The organism is Kordiimonas sp. SCSIO 12603 (genome assembly GCF_024398035.1).
Classification (GTDB): Bacteria; Pseudomonadota; Alphaproteobacteria; order Sphingomonadales; family Kordiimonadaceae; genus Kordiimonas.
This window is the reverse complement of record NZ_CP073748.1, coordinates 1,895,299-1,917,311: the sequence shown is the minus strand read 5'-3', so window position 1 is coordinate 1,917,311 and position 22,013 is coordinate 1,895,299. Positions and strand designations below refer to the sequence as shown.

The 22,013-nt window shown below is 46.6% G+C and carries 16 protein-coding genes and 3 tRNA genes; 1 reads left to right on the top strand and 18 read right to left on the bottom strand.

Annotated features, from left to right (window positions below; all coding sequences use genetic code 11):
- Positions 1 to 23 precede the first annotated feature (23 nt).
- The 4 genes from tuf (KFE96_RS08670) to rpsL all read right to left on the bottom strand — a co-directional run bounded on the left by tuf (KFE96_RS08670) (position 24) and on the right by rpsL (position 4,259).
- Positions 24 to 1,214, bottom strand: coding sequence for an elongation factor Tu (gene tuf / locus KFE96_RS08670; protein ID WP_255835570.1), 1,191 nt, complete (start codon positions 1,212 to 1,214; stop codon positions 24 to 26).
- 66 nt (positions 1,215 to 1,280) lie between these two features.
- Positions 1,281 to 3,362 (bottom strand): elongation factor G, encoded by a 2,082-nt coding sequence (gene fusA, locus KFE96_RS08665; protein ID WP_255835579.1) that lies wholly within the window; start codon positions 3,360 to 3,362, stop codon positions 1,281 to 1,283.
- Positions 3,363 to 3,395: 33 nt separating this feature from the next.
- Positions 3,396 to 3,866, bottom strand: a complete 471-nt coding sequence (gene rpsG / locus KFE96_RS08660; RefSeq protein ID WP_255835578.1) for a 30S ribosomal protein S7 — start codon at positions 3,864 to 3,866, stop codon at positions 3,396 to 3,398.
- Positions 3,867 to 3,887: 21 nt separating this feature from the next.
- Entirely contained in the window at positions 3,888 to 4,259 is a 372-nt protein-coding gene (rpsL, locus tag KFE96_RS08655; protein WP_247021816.1) for a 30S ribosomal protein S12, read from the bottom strand.
- 449 nt (positions 4,260 to 4,708) lie between these two features.
- Between rpsL and KFE96_RS08650 the strand changes: the two genes are divergently transcribed.
- Complete coding sequence (locus KFE96_RS08650; RefSeq protein ID WP_255835577.1) at positions 4,709 to 5,125, top strand: hypothetical protein; 417 nt, start codon at positions 4,709 to 4,711, stop codon at positions 5,123 to 5,125.
- On the opposite strand, the gene KFE96_RS08645 is transcribed toward KFE96_RS08650, so the two are convergent.
- The 14 genes from KFE96_RS08645 to KFE96_RS08580 form a co-directional block, all read right to left on the bottom strand.
- Positions 5,122 to 6,090 (bottom strand): glycosyltransferase family 2 protein, encoded by a 969-nt coding sequence (locus KFE96_RS08645; RefSeq protein ID WP_255835576.1) that lies wholly within the window; start codon positions 6,088 to 6,090, stop codon positions 5,122 to 5,124. The two genes, KFE96_RS08650 and KFE96_RS08645, sit on opposite strands and share 4 nt — an antisense overlap.
- 70 nt (positions 6,091 to 6,160) lie before the next feature.
- On the bottom strand, positions 6,161 to 7,810 hold the full coding sequence (locus KFE96_RS08640; protein WP_255835575.1) for a glycosyltransferase family 39 protein: 1,650 nt from the start codon (positions 7,808 to 7,810) through the stop codon (positions 6,161 to 6,163).
- Between the two features lie 123 nt (positions 7,811 to 7,933).
- A complete protein-coding gene (gene rpoC, locus KFE96_RS08635) occupies positions 7,934 to 12,151 on the bottom strand; it encodes a DNA-directed RNA polymerase subunit beta' (protein ID WP_255835574.1) in 4,218 nt (1,405 codons plus the stop codon).
- 128 nt (positions 12,152 to 12,279) lie between these two features.
- Positions 12,280 to 16,380 (bottom strand): DNA-directed RNA polymerase subunit beta, encoded by a 4,101-nt coding sequence (gene rpoB, locus KFE96_RS08630; RefSeq protein ID WP_255835573.1) that lies wholly within the window; start codon positions 16,378 to 16,380, stop codon positions 12,280 to 12,282.
- A 239-nt stretch (positions 16,381 to 16,619) separates the two neighbouring features.
- The gene (gene rplL / locus KFE96_RS08625; protein ID WP_247021808.1) at positions 16,620 to 16,994 is read right to left on the bottom strand and encodes a 50S ribosomal protein L7/L12; all 375 of its coding nucleotides are present in this window, start codon (positions 16,992 to 16,994) and stop codon (positions 16,620 to 16,622) included.
- A 98-nt stretch (positions 16,995 to 17,092) separates the two neighbouring features.
- On the bottom strand, positions 17,093 to 17,608 hold the full coding sequence (rplJ, locus tag KFE96_RS08620) for a 50S ribosomal protein L10 (protein WP_247021806.1): 516 nt from the start codon (positions 17,606 to 17,608) through the stop codon (positions 17,093 to 17,095).
- A gap of 342 nt (positions 17,609 to 17,950) precedes the next feature.
- A complete protein-coding gene (gene rplA / locus KFE96_RS08615; protein ID WP_255835572.1) occupies positions 17,951 to 18,646 on the bottom strand; it encodes a 50S ribosomal protein L1 in 696 nt (231 codons plus the stop codon).
- 4 nt (positions 18,647 to 18,650) lie between these two features.
- On the bottom strand, positions 18,651 to 19,079 hold the full coding sequence (gene rplK, locus KFE96_RS08610; RefSeq protein ID WP_247021802.1) for a 50S ribosomal protein L11: 429 nt from the start codon (positions 19,077 to 19,079) through the stop codon (positions 18,651 to 18,653).
- A gap of 112 nt (positions 19,080 to 19,191) precedes the next feature.
- The gene (gene nusG, locus KFE96_RS08605; RefSeq protein WP_255835571.1) at positions 19,192 to 19,725 is read right to left on the bottom strand and encodes a transcription termination/antitermination protein NusG; all 534 of its coding nucleotides are present in this window, start codon (positions 19,723 to 19,725) and stop codon (positions 19,192 to 19,194) included.
- An 11-nt stretch (positions 19,726 to 19,736) separates the two neighbouring features.
- Positions 19,737 to 19,928, bottom strand: coding sequence for a preprotein translocase subunit SecE (gene secE, locus KFE96_RS08600; RefSeq protein ID WP_247021798.1), 192 nt, complete (start codon positions 19,926 to 19,928; stop codon positions 19,737 to 19,739).
- A 131-nt stretch (positions 19,929 to 20,059) separates the two neighbouring features.
- Positions 20,060 to 20,135, bottom strand: a tRNA-Trp gene (locus KFE96_RS08595).
- Between the two features lie 170 nt (positions 20,136 to 20,305).
- Positions 20,306 to 21,496, bottom strand: a complete 1,191-nt coding sequence (gene tuf, locus KFE96_RS08590; RefSeq protein WP_255835570.1) for an elongation factor Tu — start codon at positions 21,494 to 21,496, stop codon at positions 20,306 to 20,308.
- Positions 21,497 to 21,640: 144 nt separating this feature from the next.
- Positions 21,641 to 21,714 (bottom strand) — tRNA-Gly (locus tag KFE96_RS08585).
- Positions 21,715 to 21,777: 63 nt separating this feature from the next.
- A tRNA-Tyr gene (locus tag KFE96_RS08580) sits at positions 21,778 to 21,863 on the bottom strand.
- Positions 21,864 to 22,013 lie beyond the last annotated feature (150 nt).

Below are 22,013 nucleotides of genomic sequence, written 5' to 3'. Positions count from 1 at the left end.
CAGTGAGCGGGGCCGTAATTCAATTATTCGATGATTTCAGCTACAACGCCGGCGCCTACAGTGCGGCCACCTTCGCGGATAGCAAAACGAAGACCTTCGTCCATCGCGATTGGTGCGATAAGCTCAACCTTCAGGTTCACGTTATCACCAGGCATTACCATCTCTGAACCTTCAGGTAGCTCAATGTTACCTGTTACGTCAGTTGTACGGAAGTAGAACTGTGGACGGTAGTTAGCGAAGAATGGTGTGTGACGACCACCTTCCTCTTTAGTGAGGATGTATGTCTCAGCTGTGAACTTTGTGTGTGGCTTGATTGTACCAACGTGTGACAGAACCTGACCACGCTCGATATCATCACGTGCAACACCACGTAGAAGTGCACCAATGTTATCACCAGCTTGACCTTCGTCTAGAAGCTTGCGGAACATTTCAACACCAGTAACCGTAGTTTTCGCTGTATCTTTGATACCAACGATCTCGATTTCTTCACCAACCTTAACGATACCACGCTCAACACGGCCAGTTGCTACTGTACCACGGCCTGAGATAGAGAATACGTCCTCAACAGGCATTAGGAATGCACCGTCAACCGCACGCTCTGGAAGTGGGATGTAATCGTCAACTGCAGCCATCAGCTCAAGAATCTTCTCTGCACCGATGTTTGCGTCGCGGCCTTCAAGTGCTGCAAGAGCAGAACCAGCTACGATTGGAATATCATCACCAGGGAAGTCGTACTCAGATAGAAGCTCACGGATTTCCATCTCAACAAGCTCTAGAAGCTCTTCGTCGTCAACCTGGTCAACTTTGTTCATGAATACTACAAGCGCTGGTACACCAACCTGACGAGCAAGTAGGATGTGCTCACGTGTCTGTGGCATTGGGCCATCAGCTGCGTTCACAACAAGAATACCACCGTCCATCTGAGCAGCACCAGTGATCATGTTCTTCACATAGTCAGCGTGACCTGGGCAGTCAACGTGTGCATAGTGGCGTGTCTCTGTCTCATACTCAACGTGTGCTGTTGAGATCGTGATACCACGCTCACGCTCTTCAGGAGCCTTATCGATGTTCGCGAAATCAACAGCTTCACCGCCTGTTGCTTCAGCTAGAACTTTTGTAATCGCAGCTGTAAGTGTTGTCTTACCATGGTCAACGTGACCAATAGTACCAACGTTACAGTGCGGCTTATTACGCTCAAACTTTTCTTTAGCCATTTTAAATACCTTTTATATCGGCCCCTGTTTACCAGGGGATCCATAGCATTTGTTTTTCTTTTTTATTTAACCTGCGAGCTTAGCTTTAATTTCGTCAGCTACGTTTGCAGGCACTTCATCGTAATGGTCGAATTGCATAGTGAACTGTGCACGGCCTTGTGTGAATGAACGAAGCTCGTTCACATAACCAAACATGTTCGCAAGAGGAACCATCGCGTTAACAACCGTTGCCGGACCACGAGCTTCAGAGCCCTGAATCTGACCGCGGCGTTTGTTAAGGTCGCCGATTACGTCACCCATATACTCGTCTGGAGTAACAACTTCAACCTTCATCATTGGCTCGAGGAGCTTAATACCGGCATCTTCCGCAGCCTGACGCATCGCACCGCGACCTGCGATTTCAAACGCAAGTACGCTGGAGTCAACATCGTGGTACGCACCATCGATCAGGCGCACGCCAAAGTCGATGATTGGGAAGCCAATAAGAGCACCAGCCTCAGCGATATCATTAACACCCTTTTCTACACCAGGGATGTATTCACGAGGAATGTTACCGCCTTTAATTTCGTCTGTGAATTCAATGCCAGTACCACGTTCACCTGGTGTTACCACCATTTTCACGCGACCAAACTGACCAGAACCACCGGACTGTTTCTTGTGAGTGTAATCAACTTCAACTTCACGAGCGAAGCTCTCACGGTATGCCACCTGAGGTGCACCCACTGTACACTCAACCTTGAACTCACGCTTCATACGATCAACAATAATATCGAGGTGAAGCTCGCCCATACCAGCGATTACTGTCTGACCAGATTCTTCGTCAGATGTAACGCGGAAAGATGGATCCTCAGCAGCCAGACGACTTAGAGCAATACCCATTTTTTCCTGGTCAGCTTTAGACTTAGGCTCAACAGCAACTTCGATCACAGGATCAGGGAATTCCATGCGCTCCAGAATAACCTGTTTGTTATTCGCACATAGAGTGTCGCCAGTTGTTGTCTGCTTAAGACCAGCTAGAGCGATAATATCACCCGCGCGCGCTTCTTTGATGTCTTCACGGCTGTTCGAGTGCATTTCAAGCATACGACCAACTTTTTCTTTACGCTGCTTCACAGAGTTAGTTACCTGTGTACCAGCCTCAAGAACACCAGAGTAGATACGAGCGAATGTTAGCGAGCCCACGAATGGGTCGTTCATGATCTTAAACGCTAGAGCAGAGAACGGCTCGTCGTCAGAAGATTCGCGAACGATTTCTTTTTCGTGATCATCAGCATCCACACCTTTAATCGCTTCAACGTCTGTTGGAGCAGGCATGAAATCGATTACAGCATCAAGAAGTGGCTGAACGCCTTTATTCTTGAATGCAGTACCGTTAAGAACCGGAACGAATAGACCGTCGATTGTACCCTTACGGATAGCAGTCTTCAGCTCTTCTTCGCTGATCTCTTCACCTTCAAGGTACTTTTCAAGCAACTCTTCGTCAGCTTCAACAGCTGTTTCGATCATTTCCATGCGGGCTGCTTCAGCTGCATCAACAAGATCAGCACGGATATCGTGGTATTCGTAAGAAGCACCAAGATCTTCACCAACCCAAAGAACTTCTTTGAATTTGATAAGATCGATAAGACCTTCGTACTCAGCCTCAGCACCGATTGGAAGCTGTAGAACAAGAGCTGTTGAACCCAGACGCTCTCTGATCATGTCTACACAACGATCAAAGTTAGCACCCATACGGTCCATCTTGTTTACAAAGCACATACGCGGAACGTTGTACTTATCAGCCTGACGCCAAACAGTCTCAGACTGAGGCTCAACACCAGCTACAGAGTCAAATACAGCTACAGCACCATCAAGCACACGAAGGGAACGTTCTACTTCAATTGTGAAGTCTACGTGACCCGGTGTATCAATGATGTTGATGCGGTGATCATTCCAGAAACAAGTAGTCGCAGCGGAAGTAATTGTAATACCGCGCTCCTGCTCTTGCTCCATCCAGTCCATTGTAGCGCCGCCATCGTGTACTTCACCGATTTTGTGGCTACGGCCTGTATAATAAAGGATACGTTCAGTAGTCGTTGTTTTACCAGCATCAATGTGTGCCATGATGCCGATATTACGATAACGATCGAGTGGCGTTCTGCGTGCCATGGATCAAGTTCCTTATCTAAGAATAACTTCTTATTACCAACGATAGTGTGAGAATGCTTTGTTAGCTTCTGCCATTTTGTGCGTATCTTCACGCTTCTTGACAGCAGCACCACGGCTATTCGCCGCGTCTTGCAACTCACCTGAAAGACGATCTACCATAGTAGTTTCGTTACGCTTACGTGCAGCATCGATGATCCAACGGATCGCAAGAGCCTGAGCACGGTCAGAACGAACTTCTACAGGAACCTGATACGTCGCACCACCAACACGGCGAGAACGAACCTCAATAGCAGGCTTTACATTATCTAGAGCTTCATGGAACAGGCCAAGAGCTTCAGTTTTCGCGCGCTCTTCGATTTTATCGAATGCACCGTAAACAATACGCTCTGCTGTAGATTTCTTACCATCATACATCAGGCTGTTCATGAATTTTGTTAGAACTACGTCACCGAACTTTGGATCAGGTAGAACTTCGCGTTTTTCTGCGCTATGACGACGAGACATGCGTTAATTCCTTCTCTAATCTTACTTCGGACGCTTCGTGCCGTATTTCGAACGGCTACGACGACGATCAGCAACACCCTGTGTATCAAGCACACCACGAAGAGTGTGGTAGCGAACACCAGGCAAATCTTTCACACGACCACCACGGATAAGAACAACAGAGTGTTCCTGAAGGTTGTGACCTTCACCCGGGATGTATGATGTCACTTCGTGACCGTTTGAAAGACGCACACGCGCAACTTTACGAAGCGCTGAGTTAGGTTTCTTAGGTGTTGTTGTATAAACACGTGTACACACGCCACGTTTTTGTGGACATGCTTCAAGCGCTGGCACTTTATTGTGCGCTGGCTTTGCTTTGCGCGGCTTGCGCACTAGCTGGTTAATGGTAGGCATTTTTATTCCTTGCCGTTTTTCTCTGTCACCATCACCCCAAACGCCTTGTTTTTATGCAGCAAAACAACCTGCATCAGATAATATTTCATATCCAACGAGGCCATTTGGGAATCAAATTTTCAATTCTCTAAAGCCAGCAAACCCCAGCGTTTGGCTTGATTTAAGCCACCACCTGAGCTCTGGCGAGGTGGGCTACATATACGGAAAATGGCGGAACGTCAAGGATAAAAGCATCTTCAGGCACCTACAGTAACCTGCTGCACGATAAATGGCGAAATCCCACTTAAAACTTTCGTAAAATTTCACTTCGCAGAACAAGGCCTGATTCATACAAAATAATAAAAGCCACTTGCGTGTCCTAAGCCATATTGACTAGCATCACCCAGAAGCTGCAGCAATGGTTTTATATATTATAGCCGACAGACAATTATCAGGGTAAGAGACCATTCATGGATATTAAAACACTTGCACTTTTGATCATCTACACACTTGGTTTGGCGTGTGGGCAAATCCTTTTTAAGCTGTCAGCTATCAGGCAGAGCGCTTCAGAGAATGCCTTTTCGATCCCAAGTTTGATATCGGACCCCTATTTCATAAGCGCCATAACTCTATATGGCTCTATCACTATTTTCTGGATATGGATACTGACGAAAGTTTCTCTTGGTCTAGCCTACCCTTTTGTAGCGCTTAGCTTCGTATTCACCCCAATTTTAGCCTATTATATTTTTGGCGACAAAATGGATATTTGGTACGTCGTCGGATTAATGTTTATTTTAGTTGGATTACTTATCCTGTTTACCAAAGCAACACCTTCAACAGCCGAAACTAAAGATCATACAGCCATATCTCAGGAAGCCCCTAACTAGAGGTCATTGTCCAGATCTTGAATAGGATCTTTTGGTTCACTGGCAATATCGTAGCTCAGGAAAAACATTAACAACTGAAACCCCAATATAATTGGTAAGACAGCAATCATTACCGTACCAACGGTAGCCACTGAATCTGTTACGATAGATTCACGCCATTTCACTGCTCCAAAAACGATGCCAAATACAAATAACAACAAGCCAAAAAGCAAATTTACGGAACCCAAATTAAAATCACGCATATAGTAGTTATAGAAAATTCGGCGAACGGTAGCTTTCATATGTTTGAAAAAGAACGGGATCGAAACTTTACGAATTTGTAAGTTACTTACCTCATCAGCATAAACCGCTTCCATACCAACATCTCTAACAACCGCACCAACATCTCCCAGTGCAACAAGCATGTCAGTTTCAAAGAAATATCTTTCGTCAAGCTTGGATAAATCCAACTTACTTAAAGCTGATCGATGAATAGCTGTATATCCGTTTGTAGGATCAAACAGTCGCCAATAACCACTAGAAAGCTTCGTCATAAAACTGAGGACAGCATTGCCAAACAACCGAACGAATGGCATCTGACGAACAGAATAGAGTGACTGGAAACGATTACCTTTGGCATAGTCCGCCTGTCCAGACATCAACGGAGAGATAAAGCGACCAGCAAGTTCTGGTGCCATTTGGCCATCACCGTCAATTTTCACAGCGATATCTATATCTTGATCAAGCACATATTGGTAGCCAGCCATAACAGCGCCACCAACACCTTTATTGTGCTCGTTATATAACACCTTCACTCGTGGGTCAGCACACTGCTGTTCAACCAAGGCACCAGACCCATCAGGGCATTTATCATCTACAACAATAATATGAGTGAACTTTGCATCAATGCGCTCAATAACACCCAAAACATGTTTCGTAACCTTGTAAGCTGGTATAACTGCGGCAATTGTGATGGCTTTAGCCACGTAGTTTCTCCCACTTCCGATATTAAAATATTATGCCCAGTACAAATACTGCATCAGGCAAAACAATGAATCATTGATGAAACATGCCTTTAAACTTTGTTAGCACTCTATTTTGATTGATACTTTTGATCAATTCCAAATCAGGAACTTGTTCTGTTCGTGTTTCAACACGGATCACCCTGACAGACCTGTTTTCACTGATCTCGATAGTCGCCAGTTCAACAAACATTGCTTTATCTGCTGCAATGATTTCTGCAACCTGCGCATTATGCTCCCATATCCCTGTACGTTCTGACTGTTCAATAACTAGGAAGCTAATCCCAGTTTGCTTGATAGCTTGCTTAACATCATCAAGATCAGGATAGCGTACCTCATAGTCCAGATTATTGTATCCTCCTCCACCAAGCAGTTTAACACCTCTGAGAAAATAGATATCGCTCAACAAAGCTTTTGGTGCATTCATCCAGATATCTGTAGCCAGCACGCCTTCAATCTCCGGTGATGCAATAAGCAAGATTGGTTCACCTTTGCCTTTCATCGCTTCAATAATTGTCTGTGCAGCTTCCTCTCCGCTCTCTTCATGTTTTTCATATGTTAGAAAGGCGAAAGCAAAAATATTAATCAGACCAGCAAATATGAGTACCTTTCTAAGGCGCAAATCATGCAAACAGGAAAGACCTTTAAACGCGATCAACAACATAGCAGGATAAAGCACAATGATATAACGGTCTTGCAAAGCAACGGGCATGAGAATTTGGTACAGGAACGCCCCAATGCACAATGCAGCCAAGCCTGCAAACAGGTTATTATCTTTTGTCCAGATTTTTTCCTTGAACATTATGATCACGGCAAAAAACAGCAATGCCATACCAATGATGCCCATGTTCTGAAAAACATAAGCACTATATTCAACAAAGGCGAGAGAGGTATAATCCCAGCCAAACTCAAATCGGAATCCCTGACTGGAATATTGCGATGTAAGCAAATACCAAGGCGCAGTGAGAACACCGATAATTATCGGAATAATCCAATATCGGTAGTTTTTAAGAAGATGTGACTTATCTGCCAATAATGTGGCGAGCGGCAACACCAGGACCAAGGCAATAGCTGTACCTTTTGATAAGATAGCTATACTGGCCATAAATGAAGCGACGATAGCATTGCGAAGGCTTGGTATATTCAGAAATTTGATGAAATGAATAACTGACCAGAACATCCAGAAGGCGGTAAAAGCATCAATCATCAATATCTCTAATGCCAGTAGAAACTGATACATTACACATATCGCTAGCGCCCCGAAAAAAGCTTCTCCAAACCTGAGATAAGGCTTGCCAACATGAAATACAGATAACGCCGTTGAACCCACAATAGCCGCATCCAACGCTAGAATAGACAAACGACTTCCAGAAAACAGAATGATCCATATACCTTCAAAGAAATGGAATACCGGAGGCCATAGCCCCACTCCTGTAAAAGCATATTGTTCAAAAAAATTAGCCAAATAAACAATTGGGTTCGTTCCCCAATTCTCCGCAAAATAGGTTTCGACCATCACTCCTGACATATAATGCAGACCTGCATCGTGATATAAGCCAGGATTCCAGCCCTTAAAAACGCCATTCAATAGAAATCTGGTCGTCGCAAATACAAGCCAGAGACCGACATAAACAAAAATACTTGAGGCAGTTATATTGGATAACTTTTCTTGAAGTGATTTCATTGTGTTGGCTTTTATTCCATTCAAAATTACTCTGCATTATTGAATGTTTAGCCAGAATGTAAACACAAAAAGGGCCAGCATCTCTGCCAGCCCTTTTCTTAATTTCATCTAAAAGGAAAGCTATTACGCTTCAGCTTCTTCACCACCTGATGTTGCAGCAGCAAATTCAGCTTCAGCTGTCGCCATTGGATCGTTTGCTTCTTCCTGCTCAGCCATTGCAATAGCATCACGCTTTTGCGCTTCATGGCGCAGGCGGTTCACAACAGAACCAGTACCCGCAGGGATCAGACGACCAACAATTACGTTCTCTTTCAGACCGATAAGCTTATCTTTCTTACCAGCTACAGATGCTTCTGTAAGAACGCGTGTTGTTTCCTGGAACGACGCAGCAGAGATGAAGCTGCGTGTCTGCAGGCTAGCTTTGGTAATACCAAGTAGGATTGGGTTACCTTTAGCTGGCAGACGGCTTTCTTCTTCCATCTTCTGGTTAACTGCTTCAAACTCTTCGCGGTCAACTTGCTCACCCGGTAGGAATGTAGTGTCACCAGATGCAGTGATCTCGATCTTCTGAAGCATTTGACGAACGATAACCTCAATGTGCTTATCGTTAATCTTCACACCCTGAAGACGGTATACATCCTGAACCTCTTTCACGAGATAGTTCGCGAGAGCTTCAACACCCATTACCTGAAGGATATCGTGTGGAGCCGGGTTACCGTCTACCAGATATTCACCCTTCTGAATGAAGTCACCTTCCTGAATCGTGATGTGCTTGCCTTTTGGTACCAGATATTCAACTGGCTCCACACCTTCTTCCTCTGTACGAGGACGAATGCTGATGCGGCGCTTGTTTTTATAATCACGGCCAAACTCAACAATACCATCGATATCAGCGATAATCGCATGATCCTTCGGACGACGAGCCTCGAAGAGCTCAGCCACACGAGGTAGACCACCAGTAATATCTTTTGTTTTCGCAGCTTCACGAGGAATACGTGCAATCACATCACCAGCCTGCACGTGACGACCATCTTCCACAGAAAGAATTGCGTCTACAGACAGGAAGTAACGAGCTTCCGTACCGTTTGCCAATTCAACAACGTTATCGTTGTCGTCACGCAGTGTAATACGTGGGCGTAGGTCTGCGCCTTTAGGAGCTGAACGCCAGTCTGTTACCACTTTCGATGCGATACCTGTACCTTCGTCAACTACCTCTTTAACGGATACACCGTCAACAAGGTCAACAAGGCGAACAGTACCAGTTTGTTCTGTGATAATCGGAATAGTGTATGGATCCCATTCAGCGAGTTTCTCGCCTTTAACAACCATATCACCTTCGTCTTTGAACAGGTGCGAACCGAATGCAAGGCGGTGCTTAGAGCGATCACGACCTTCATCGTCCATTACCACAACTTCCATGTTGCGGCTCATTACGATCTTACGGCCTTTACTGTCTTCAATAACATTGCGGTTATCGATGCGTACTTTACCATCAGCAGAAGATTCAATCGCAGATTCAGCGTTTACAGTCGCAGCACCACCAATGTGGAACGTCCGCATTGTAAGCTGTGTACCTGGCTCACCAATCGACTGAGCGGCAATTACACCAACAGCTTCACCCATGTTCACTTCAGTACCACGCGCTAGGTCACGACCATAACACTTGGCACAAGCACCGTTGCGGGTTTCACATGTCAGAACTGAACGGATCTTCACTTCAGCAATACCAGCTGTTTCAACAGCGTCTGCTTTTTCTTCGTCAAGCAGTGTACCTGCTTCGAAGAGAAGCTCACCTGTCACAGGGTGATTCACATCTACAGACAGACAGCGGCCAAGGATACGCTCTGATAGTGGAACAAGAACGTCACCACCCTCAGATACTTCCTCAACTGTAATACCTGCTTCCGTACCACAATCACGCTCAACGATCACACAGTCCTGAGATACATCAACAAGACGACGTGTCAGGTAACCGGAGTTCGCTGTTTTAAGCGCCGTATCTGCAAGACCTTTACGAGCACCGTGAGAAGAGTTGAAGTATTCGAGTACTGACAGACCTTCTTTAAAGTTCGAGATAATTGGTGTTTCAATAATCTCGCCAGAAGGTTTAGCCATCAGACCACGCATACCAGCAAGCTGTTTCATCTGAGCCGCGGAACCACGAGCACCAGAGTGCGCCATCATGAATACTGAGTTTACGTCGCTTTCACGGCCGTTATCGTCAACCGTTGTGCGTTCCATCTCAGCCATCATGGCTTCAGCAACTTTGTCACCACACTGCGCCCAAGCGTCTACAACTTTGTTGTATTTCTCACCTTGGGTGATCAAGCCATCCTGATACTGGTCTTCGAATTCACGAACAACAGCCTTCGTATCATCAACCAGTTTCTCTTTAGCTGGCGGGATAATCATGTCGTCTTTACCGAAGGAAATACCAGCAGCACAAGCACGTTTGAAACCTTCACCCATGATACCATCAGCGAACAGTACAGTTTCTTTCTGACCGCAGTGACGGTAAACCACATCAATAACTTCTGTGACTTCTTTCTTCGTCAAACGACGGTTGATCAAGCTGAACGGAACGTTCGGATGCTTTGGAAGGTGACGAGCAAGAAGCATACGGCCCGGTGTTGTTTCAGCGCGGATGTATGTTTTCTCACCATTTTTGTCTACGGTTTCGATACGTGCGTTAATTTTGGATTGCAGCGTGATAACCTTGTTATCAAGCGCAAACTCAACTTCGTCCATATCGAAGAAGACTTTACCCTCACCTACATCACCTTCACGCATGGATGTCATGTAGTAGATACCTAGTACAATATCCTGAGACGGAACGATAATCGGCTTACCATTCGCAGGTGACAGGATGTTGTTTGTAGACATCATCAGTACACGTGCTTCAAGCTGCGCTTCGATAGAAAGTGGTACGTGTACCGCCATCTGGTCACCATCGAAGTCGGCGTTAAAGGCCGCACATACGAGTGGGTGAAGCTGAATAGCTTTACCTTCAATCAGTACCGGCTCGAATGCCTGAATACCAAGACGGTGAAGCGTAGGCGCACGGTTAAGCATTACTGGGTGCTCGCGAATTACTTCGTCAAGAATATCCCAAACTTCGCGGCGCTCTTTTTCAACCAGTTTCTTCGCAGCTTTAATTGTAGTTGCGATACCTTTGCGGTCTAGGCGTGAGTAAATGAACGGCTTGAACAGCTCAAGCGCCATTTTCTTCGGAAGACCACACTGGTGCAGCTTAAGTTCAGGACCAACCACGATCACGGAACGACCAGAATAGTCAACACGCTTACCAAGAAGGTTCTGACGGAAACGACCCTGCTTACCTTTCAGCATATCTGAAAGAGATTTCAGTGGACGTTTGTTCGCACCAGTAATTGTACGACCACGACGACCGTTATCAAACAGCGCATCAACAGATTCCTGAAGCATCCGTTTTTCGTTACGGATGATAATATCAGGCGCACGAAGCTCAATCAGGCGCTTCAGACGGTTGTTACGGTTGATTACGCGGCGATATAGATCGTTCAGATCAGATGTCGCGAAACGACCACCATCCAGTGGAACAAGAGGACGTAGCTCTGGTGGAATTACCGGAACAACCTCAAGGATCATCCACTCTGGGCGGTTGCCAGATTCGATAAAGCTTTCAACAACTTTCAAACGCTTGATGATCTTCTTAGGCTTAAGCTCAGACTTAGTCTCAGCAAGCTCTTTAAGAAGCTTTTCACGCTCATCTTCAAGATCCATAGACTGAAGAAGCTTGCGGATAGCTTCCGCACCAATGCCTGCAGTGAAGCTATCTTCACCATATTCATCTTGCGCGCGGTAATAATCATCTTCGGAAAGAAGTTGGAATTGCTTAAGCGGCGTTAGGCCGGGCTCAATAACAACATAATATTCAAAGTAGAGAACACGCTCTAGGTCTTTGAGCATCATGTCAAGCAGTAGGCCAATACGGCTTGGTAGTGACTTAAGGAACCAAATGTGCGCTACAGGAGCAGCAAGGTCGATATGCCCCATGCGCTCACGGCGAACTTTGGAAAGCGTAACTTCCACACCACATTTCTCACAGATAATGCCGCGGTACTTCATACGCTTGTATTTGCCACAAAGACATTCGTAATCTTTTACCGGCCCAAAAATACGTGCACAGAAAAGACCGTCTTTCTCAGGCTTGAAAGTACGGTAGTTGATTGTCTCAGGTTTTTTAATCTCACCGAAAGACCAGGAGCGGATACGCTCTGGAGACGCAATCGAGATTTGAATCTGATCAAACGTCTCAGGTTTCTGGTTCGGATTGAAGTATTTCATCACTTCTTGGTTCATGTCCGGCTTCTCTTAATTTCTGTGGAACCTTTTTATCAAGGGGTTCCAATCGCCTTCCAAAACAAATGCCTACCATCAAACTTGGTAAGCAGGCCGGAGCAAGCCCCGGCCAAACTCAAGGATACTGGTTACTCGTCTGTGCCAGTGATCAGCTCAACATTCAGACAGAGCGATCTCATTTCCTTCACAAGTACGTTGAAGGATTCTGGGATGCCTGCTTCAAATGTATCATCGCCGCGTACGATAGCTTCATAAACCTTCGTACGACCCTGTACATCATCAGACTTAACAGTAAGCATTTCCTGAAGCGTGTATGCAGCACCATAAGCTTGCAGTGCCCACACCTCCATCTCACCAAAGCGCTGACCACCAAACTGAGCCTTACCACCAAGCGGCTGCTGGGTAACGAGGCTGTATGGGCCAATAGAACGCGCGTGGATTTTATCATCCACAAGGTGGTGAAGCTTCAGCATGTAAATGTAACCAACTGTTACCTTACGGTCGAACTTCTCACCAGTACGGCCATCGTAGAGGTCAACCTGACCAGAGCTATCAAGACCTGCTTTCTCAAGCATTGTCACAATATCTGCTTCTACCGCACCGTTAAATACAGGTGTACCCATTGGAACACCGTTAGTGAGGTTGCCAGCAAGCTCCAGAATCTGATCATCATCAAGATCAGCTACATCGCTTTCAAACTGCTCGTCACCGTATACATCTTTGAACTTCGTGCGGAACTCATCGATCTGTGTCTGACCATGTCGGTATGCTTCAAGCATGCCATCGATCTGGCGACCAAGACCACGAGACGCCCAGCCAAGGTGTGTTTCAAGAATCTGACCCACGTTCATACGTGATGGTACACCAAGCGGGTTGAGTACAACATCAACCGGCGTACCGTCATCAAGGTGAGGCATATCTTCTTGTGGCAGAATACGAGAGATAACACCCTTGTTACCGTGACGACCCGCCATCTTATCACCAGGCTGTAGCTTACGCTTAACAGCAACGAAAACCTTAACCATCTTCAGAACGCCAGGAGCAAGCTCATCACCGCGCTGAAGTTTTTCAATTTTCTCGTCGAAGCGGCTCTTAAGCTGAGCACGGCTATCGTCGAACTGTTTGCGAAGTGCTTCGATGTCAGCCATTGCCTGGTCATCATCAACAGCAAGATCCCACCACTGAATACGACGAAGTTCTTCAAGACCTTCTTCAGTGATCGCTGTGCCCTTCTTCATTTCCTTTGTGCCAGACGTTACAGTCTTGCCAACTAGGAAACCACTCAAACGGCCATAGATGTTGCGCTCAAGAATTGCACGCTCATCTTCGCGGTCTTTTGTAAGGCGCTCAATCTCTTCACGTTCGATTGTAAGAGCACGTTCGTCTTTATCCACACCGTGGCGGTTAAATACGCGTACTTCCACAACTGTACCAGCAACACCAGGCGGCAAGCGCATGGATGTATCACGAACATCAGAAGCTTTCTCACCAAAGATAGCACGCAGAAGTTTTTCTTCCGGTGTCATCGGGCTTTCGCCTTTTGGTGTGATCTTACCTACAAGGATATCACCAGGGTGAACCTGCGCACCAACGTAAACAATACCAGCTTCGTCAAGATTCTTAAGGCCTTCTTCACCCACGTTTGGAATATCACGTGTGATTTCCTCTGGGCCAAGTTTCGTATCACGTGCCATCACTTCGAACTCGTCGATGTGGATAGATGTGAATACGTCCTCTTTCACGATACGCTCGGAAATAAGGATGGAATCCTCGAAGTTGTAACCATTCCACGGCATGAACGCTACAAGTGCGTTACGGCCAAGAGCCAGTTCACCCATATCTGTAGATGGGCCATCACAAACGATATCGCCCTTCTTGATACGGTCACCCACTTTTACAAGCGGGCGCTGGTTAATACATGTGTTCTGGTTCGAACGCTGGAACTTGTGAAGTGTATAGATATCTACACCAGACTTACCAGGGTCCAGTTCTTCTGTTGCGCGGATAACAATACGTGTTGCATCAACCTGCTCAACCACACCAGTACGGCGGGCAGCGATTGCAGCACCACTATCGGCAGCAACTGTTTTCTCCATACCTGTACCAACGAACGGTGCTTCAGCACGCACGAGCGGCACAGCCTGACGCTGCATGTTTGACCCCATAAGCGCGCGGTTCGCATCATCGTTCTCTAGGAACGGAATAAGCGATGCCGCAACGGATACAAGCTGCTTTGGTGAAACGTCCATCAAGTCGATAGTAGAGCTATCAGACATCAGGTATTCACCGCTTTGGCGACAGGAAACAAGATCGTTCGCGAAAGTCATATCTTCGGTAAGTTCTGCTGTTGCTTGCGCAACTTTGAAGCGACCCTCTTCCATCGCTGAAAGATATACAACTTCATCAGTTACTTTACCGTCGATAACTTTACGGTATGGGCTTTCAATAAAGCCGTACTTGTTTACTTGTGCGTATGTCGCAAGCGAGTTGATCAGACCAATGTTTGGACCCTCAGGAGTCTCAATTGGACAGATACGACCATAGTGCGTTGCGTGTACGTCACGTACCTCAAAGCCAGCACGCTCACGTGTAAGACCACCAGGGCCAAGCGCAGACATACGGCGTTTGTGTGTAATTTCTGAAAGTGGGTTTGTTTGGTCCATAAACTGTGAAAGCTGTGAGGAACCAAAGAATTCACGAACAGATGCAACAACCGGCTTCGCATTGATAAGATCGTGCGGCATAACAGTGTCGATATCTACAGAAGACATACGCTCGCGGATTGCTCGCTCCATACGAAGAAGACCAATACGGTACTGGTTCTCCATAAGCTCACCAACAGAACGAACACGACGGTTACCAAGGTGGTCAATATCGTCGATTTCGCCGCGGCCATCTTTAAGCTCAACAAGTGTTTTAAGCGTAGAAAGGATATCTTCTTTGCGAAGAGTGCCAACGCTATCGTCACAGTCTAGGTCAAGGCGCATGTTCATCTTCACACGACCAACGTCGGAAAGATCGTAACGCTCGCTATCAAAGAACAAACCATAGAACAGAGCTTCAGCTGTTTCTTTGGTTGGCGGCTCACCTGGGCGCATAACTTTGTAGATTTCTGCTAGAGCGCCATCATGACACTCAACTTTGTCTACTTTCAGTGTATTGCGAATGTATGGGCCAACAGAAGCTTCGTCGATATCCAGTACTTCAATTTCGTCGAAACCTGCCGCTGCTAGTGCATCGATATCGTCTTCACCAAGCTCATCGCCTGCTTCAACATAGATCGCACCGGTTTGCTCGTTGATCATATCTTTCGCAACGAACTTGCCGAAGATCACATCATCAGGAACAAGAATTGCCTCAACACCATCTTTTTCAAGCTTCTTAGCCAGACGTGGAGTTACTTTCTTGCCTTCTTCAACAACAACTTCACCAGAGTCAGCGTTGATCAGGTCAAAGCTTGGCTTTTGACCACGCCATGCTTCACCCTTAAACGGCATACGCCAGCCACCTTCCGCACGGCGGTAGGTTACTGTTTTATAGAAGTATTCAAGAATATCTTCCGCTGTCATGCCTAGCGCGTACATCATAGTTGTAGCAGGCAGCTTACGACGGCGGTCGATACGAACGTTTACGATGTCTTTTGGATCAAACTCAAAATCGAGCCATGAACCACGGTAAGGGATTACACGTGCAGCAAACAGGAATTTACCTGAGCTGTGTGTTTTACCACGGTCATGATCGAAGAACACACCTGGGGAACGGTGCATCTGAGAAACGATTACACGCTCTGTACCGTTCACAACGAAAGTACCGTTGTCGGTCATCAGCGGCAGATCGCCCATGTAAACATCTTGTTCTTTAATATCGAGAACAGATTTCGCTTCGGTCTCAGGATCAACCTCAAACACGATAAGACGGAGAGTTACGCGCAGCGGTGCAGCGTAAGTGATATCGCGCTGCTGGCATTCTTCTACGTCGAACTTGGGCGCTTCCAGCTCATACCGAACATATTCAAGAGATGCTGTGTTCGCAAAATCCTGTATTGGGAATACAGATTTAAGAACTCTTTCAAGTCCAGAGCTTAAACGCTCCTCTTCATCTGCACCTGCGCGGAAGAAATGGTCATAGGACCGTCGTTGAACCTCAATGAGATTCGGCATTTGCGTCACTTCGGAGATAGAACCGAAATCTTTACGCACGCGCTTACGACCAGTAAATGAAGTCGCCATGCTTCGCCCTCGTTCCTTTAGCTGTGCCTACCCTGAGCTAAATACACTGCCCAGTTCGGCTGTCAAAATAGAGCCTAGGGGAATAATCTACCCTAAACTCCTGAAAATCCAAGTATTTTGAGCGCAGCCCACCTCGCCACCTCAAATATGGAGCTTATATTTAAGTCCCAAGCTCTCAGGACGCCGAAAGGCCGGGAGCGAAAATCGCTTCCGACCTCTGGTTTGTTTTACTTAAGAAATTACTTAAGTTCAACTTTAGCGCCAGCAGCTTCAAGCTTACCTTTAAGCTCTTCTGCTTCGTCTTTAGATACAGCTTCTTTAACTGTCTTAGGTGCACCTTCAACAAGCTCTTTAGCTTCTTTAAGACCTAGACCAGTAATAGCGCGAACTTCTTTAATCACGTTGATTTTCTTCGCACCAGCGTCTGCAAGAACTACGTCGAACTCGTCTTTCTCTTCAGCAGCAGCTTCACCACCAGCAGCGCCAGCAGCAGCTACAGCAACAGGTGCAGCAGCAGATACGCCCCAAGTTTCTTCAAGCATCTTAGAAAGCTCAGCAGCTTCCATAACTGTAAGAGCAGATAGTTCTTCTACGATTTTTGCGAGATCAGCCATTTTAACTCACTCCAAATTTGCGGTCCATTCAAGGATCCGCGTGTCATAATGCATAATAATTTAGGCGGCCAGGGCCACCCGGGATACTTTTTTAAAGTCTAAGCTGCGTCTTTGTCGCCGTAAGCGCCAAATACACGAGCCAATTGGCCCGCTGGAGCTGCCGTAACCGCTGCGATCTTCTGAGCAGGAGCTTGTAGTAGACCCACAAGTTTGCCACGAAGTTCGTCGAGGGATGGAAGCTCGGCAAGTGCTTTAACACCAGCTTGATCCAGCACGTTAGCGCCCATGCCACCACCAAGGATACGAAGCTTTTCGTTGTCCTTAGCGAATTTAGCAAGAGCTTTAGGTGCGGATACTGGGTCAGCAGCAAAACCGATTGCTGTTGGACCTGTAAACAGGTCAGCAATACCTTCGTATTCAGTACCTTTAAGCGCAAGACGAGTTAGACGGTTCTTGGTTACTTTAAGTGTAGCACCCACTTCACGCATTTGCGCACGCAGTGCAGTAATCTCAGCAACTGTCAGACCATCGTAGTGTACAACTACAACAGACGCAGCGTCCGAGAATACTTCGTGCATGGATGCAACCAGATCCTGCTTTTCGGCTCTTTCCACTTTTCTCGTCTCCGACTATGAGAACCATATAAATGGTCTCGTCAATTTGAGCCCTGTATTACCTCATAAACTCTATACATCGAAGTAATACGCTACCCTGTCCAGGGCGCAGGATGGATTACATCCGATCCTGTAGGAACCGCACATCGCCTTTCGGCAAAATTCCCTTACCCATCTCATACAGGCCACAGTGTTGCGAATACTGCTTCTTTTAAAACCTGAAGGTCGCTCACTAGAAACACACTTCAGTTCACCTGTAATCTCGGACAGTTACTCTCATTCAGGCAAAACATCCGCCCAAATGTGTGTGCCGCACCAAAGCGCGACACAAATCTTTTACAGTTAAGCTTCTAGTGTCGCTACGTCGATCTTAAGGCCTGGGCCCATAGAAGATGACATCGCAACGCGCTTAACATATGTACCTTTGGCGCCTGATGGCTTAGCTTTAATTACAGCATTGATGAAAGACACAGCGTTTTCAACGATCTGCTCTTCACCGAAGCTAGCTTTACCAACACCACCGTGGATGATACCTGCTTTTTCAACACGGTATTCAACCTGGCCAGCTTTCGCTGCTTCTACAGCCGCTTTCACGTCCATAGTTACAGTACCAAGCTTAGGGTTAGGCATAAGACCTTTAGGACCAAGAACCTTACCAAGGCGACCAACAACAGCCATCATGTCAGGAGTAGCGATCACACGGTCAAAGTCCATGTTACCTTTTTGGATATCTTCCATCAGGTCTTCTGCGCCAACTACGTCAGCACCAGCTGCTGTTGCTTCTTCAGCCTTAGGGCCACGAGCAAACACAGCTACGCGCATAGTTTTACCAGTACCGTGTGGAAGAGACACAACGCCGCGAACCATCTGGTCAGCGTGACGTGGGTCAACACCAAGGTTCATAGAAACTTCAATAGTCTCATCGAATTTCACTGCAGAGCGAGCTTTAAGTTCAGCAACAGCTTCTGAAACAGTGTAAAGCTTTTCACGGTCTAGACCGTCCCAAGCTTTAGCCATACGTTTTGCAACTTTTGCCATCTTATTAACCCTCTACCTCGAAGCCCATGGAACGAGCAGAACCTTCGATGATCAGCATAGCTGCTTCGATATCGTTCGCGCTCAGATCAACCATCTTAGCTTCAGCGATTTCTTTAACCTGTGCACGTGTTACTTTACCAGCAACCGCACGGCCAGGAGTTGAACCACCAGACTTAAGACCAGCAGCTTTCTTTAGAAGGAAAGATGCAGGTGGTGTCTTGATTTCGAATGTGAATGAACGGTCTGCATACACAGTGATGATTGTTGGGATTGGCATCCCAGCTTCCATCTTCTGTGTTTTAGCGTTAAACGCCTTACAGAATTCCATAATGTTCACACCGCGCTGACCAAGAGCTGGACCAATTGGAGGTGACGGGTTCGCTTTACCAGCAGGTACCTGAAGCTTCAGGTAACCATCAATCTTCTTTGCCATTGTATTTCCCTTTCGAAAAACATCAGAAGTGATCAACCACTTCAATTAGGGTGCGCGGTGCGGCCAATGGCGCGGCCTACCGCACTTCACTCGGGATTACCCCGAATTCTTATTAAACTTTTTCAACCTGGGCGTATTCCAGCTCAACAGGCGTTGCACGACCAAAGATAGACACAGACACTTTCAAGCGTGCTTTATCCTCATCCACTTCTTCAACGATACCGTTAAAGCTCGCGAATGGGCCATCTGTAACCTTAACTTCTTCACCAACTTCATAAACGATATTCGGACGTGGGCGCTCAACACCTTCCTCAACCTGGTTAAGGATGCGAGCAGCCTCAGCTTCTGAAATCGGACTTGGGCGACCATTCGCACCAAGGAAACCAGTTACTTTAGCGTGAGCATTCACAAGGTGGTATGTATCATCTGTAAGAACCATCTTCACAAGAACATAACCAGGGAAGAATTTCTTCTCAGATGAAACCTTCTTACCTTTACGAACCTCAATCACTTCTTCAGTTGGAACAATCACATCATCAACCAGAGCCTCAAGCCCCTGAATCCGCGCCTGTTCCTTAACAGCTGCCGCAACCTTAGCTTCAAAGCCAGAATAAGCATGAATAATATACCAGCGAGATTTGCTCATATTATTAACTCCTAAAGGCCAAGCAGCGCTTGCACGCCAGCATTAAGCAGATAATCAACACCAAGGAAGAACACAGCCATAATCACAACCATCACAAAAACCATCACAGACGTGATTCCCGCCTCTTTCGGCGTAGGCCAAGTAACTTTAGCGCCTTCACGCTTTACCTGACGGAAAAATTCACCTGGCGATGTTTTTGCCATGTTCGATCCTTTATAATTACCCAACAAGCCCGCGCTTCTCTTACCAAAAACCGCAGGCTAATCAATCCATTATCTATAAGGCGCTTAAAACTAAAAAGCTTTCACGCAGCCTATTTTTCTATTCGATCTAATGGCAGGGGCGGAGGGACTCGAACCCCCGACACCCGGTTTTGGAGACCGGTGCTCTACCAACTGAGCTACGCCCCTAGACCGTTAGTTCGTCACTAGCGAGGGCTGCGGTTTACCGCTCTATCGCGTCCCTTGCAAGTGTTTTTTGTCATTTTTTTTAAATGACTTACTGCGCTTCAATTTTCAATCGATCACTGCGCAAGAAAATGGGCCGGCAAGACCGACCCACTTTTCGTTTATTACCGAAATTATTCGATGATTTCAGCTACAACGCCGGCGCCTACAGTGCGGCCACCTTCGCGGATAGCAAAACGAAGACCTTCGTCCATCGCGATTGGTGCGATAAGCTCAACCTTCAGGTTCACGTTATCACCAGGCATTACCATCTCTGAACCTTCAGGTAGCTCAATGTTACCTGTTACGTCAGTTGTACGGAAGTAGAACTGTGGACGGTAGTTAGCGAAGAATGGTGTGTGACGACCACCTTCCTCTTTAGTGAGGATGTATGTCTCAGCTGTGAACTTTGTGTGTGGCTTGATTGTACCAACGTGTGACAGAACCTGACCACGTTCGATATCATCACGTGCAACACCACGTAGAAGTGCACCAATGTTATCACCAGCTTGACCTTCGTCTAGAAGCTTGCGGAACATTTCAACACCAGTAACCGTAGTTTTCGCTGTATCTTTGATACCAACGATCTCGATTTCTTCACCAACCTTAACGATACCACGCTCAACACGGCCAGTTGCTACTGTACCACGGCCTGAGATAGAGAATACGTCCTCAACAGGCATTAGGAATGCACCGTCAACCGCACGCTCTGGAAGTGGGATGTAATCGTCAACTGCAGCCATCAGCTCAAGAATCTTCTCTGCACCGATGTTTGCGTCGCGACCTTCAAGTGCTGCAAGAGCAGAACCAGCTACGATTGGAATATCATCACCAGGGAAGTCGTACTCAGATAGAAGCTCACGGATTTCCATCTCAACAAGCTCTAGAAGCTCTTCGTCGTCAACCTGGTCAACTTTGTTCATGAATACTACAAGCGCTGGTACACCAACCTGACGTGCAAGTAGGATGTGCTCACGTGTCTGTGGCATTGGGCCATCAGCTGCGTTCACAACAAGAATACCACCGTCCATCTGAGCAGCACCAGTGATCATGTTCTTCACATAGTCAGCGTGACCTGGGCAGTCAACGTGTGCATAGTGGCGTGTCTCTGTCTCATACTCAACGTGTGCTGTTGAGATTGTGATACCACGCTCACGCTCTTCAGGAGCCTTATCGATGTTCGCGAAATCAACAGCTTCACCGCCTGTTGCTTCAGCTAGAACTTTTGTAATCGCAGCTGTAAGTGTTGTCTTACCGTGGTCAACGTGACCAATAGTACCAACGTTACAGTGCGGCTTATTACGCTCAAACTTTTCTTTAGCCATGCCCGTAATCCTTGCAAGCATTTACGCCTGAACACGCGCGCGTGCGCGTAAAATATATTCAGACGAACTTTCATACCCCGTGACACCCCACCCTAGGAGTAATCACATTCAATAAGCCGCCCCAGAAGAGGCATTTAAAATATTTGGAGCGGGTGAAGGGAATCGAACCCTCGTCGTAAGATTGGAAATCTTCTGCTCTACCATTGAGCTACACCCGCACAATCATCGCTATCCCCCGAACATAACAAAACCCTCCGAAGAAATGCATCTAGGGAAGGTGATGGTGGAGAGAGCAGGATTCGAACCTGCGTACTCATACGAGAACGGATTTACAATCCGTCGCCTTTAACCGCTCGGCCATCTCTCCAAAATCGAGTTCGTCACGCTGACCTTGATCAGCGTCGCGGTGAGGCGCAATATGCCCATATCTTACTCGGTGTCAACACAAACGAATTAAAAAAATGTATTTTTTTTGATGAGCTTTGTTGCAGAGTGATTTATAGCCCCTCTGAACCTT

Bases quoted from the DNA above. Each gene is read 5' to 3' on its own strand.
- tuf (WP_255835570.1), bottom strand. From the start codon at position 1,214: ATGGCTAAAGAAAAGTTTGAGCGTAATAAGCCGCACTGTAACGTTGGT.
- fusA (WP_255835579.1), bottom strand. From the start codon at position 3,362: ATGGCACGCAGAACGCCACTCGATCGTTATCGTAATATCGGCATCATG.
- rpsG (WP_255835578.1), bottom strand. From the start codon at position 3,866: ATGTCTCGTCGTCATAGCGCAGAAAAACGCGAAGTTCTACCTGATCCA.
- rpsL (WP_247021816.1), bottom strand. From the start codon at position 4,259: ATGCCTACCATTAACCAGCTAGTGCGCAAGCCGCGCAAAGCAAAGCCA.
- KFE96_RS08650 (WP_255835577.1), top strand. From the start codon at position 4,709: ATGGATATTAAAACACTTGCACTTTTGATCATCTACACACTTGGTTTG.
- KFE96_RS08640 (WP_255835575.1), bottom strand. From the start codon at position 7,810: ATGAAATCACTTCAAGAAAAGTTATCCAATATAACTGCCTCAAGTATT.
- rpoC (WP_255835574.1), bottom strand. From the start codon at position 12,151: ATGAACCAAGAAGTGATGAAATACTTCAATCCGAACCAGAAACCTGAG.
- rpoB (WP_255835573.1), bottom strand. From the start codon at position 16,380: ATGGCGACTTCATTTACTGGTCGTAAGCGCGTGCGTAAAGATTTCGGT.
- rplL (WP_247021808.1), bottom strand. From the start codon at position 16,994: ATGGCTGATCTCGCAAAAATCGTAGAAGAACTATCTGCTCTTACAGTT.
- rplA (WP_255835572.1), bottom strand. From the start codon at position 18,646: ATGGCAAAAGTTGCAAAACGTATGGCTAAAGCTTGGGACGGTCTAGAC.
- rplK (WP_247021802.1), bottom strand. From the start codon at position 19,079: ATGGCAAAGAAGATTGATGGTTACCTGAAGCTTCAGGTACCTGCTGGT.
- nusG (WP_255835571.1), bottom strand. From the start codon at position 19,725: ATGAGCAAATCTCGCTGGTATATTATTCATGCTTATTCTGGCTTTGAA.
- secE (WP_247021798.1), bottom strand. From the start codon at position 19,928: ATGGCAAAAACATCGCCAGGTGAATTTTTCCGTCAGGTAAAGCGTGAA.
- tuf (WP_255835570.1), bottom strand. From the start codon at position 21,496: ATGGCTAAAGAAAAGTTTGAGCGTAATAAGCCGCACTGTAACGTTGGT.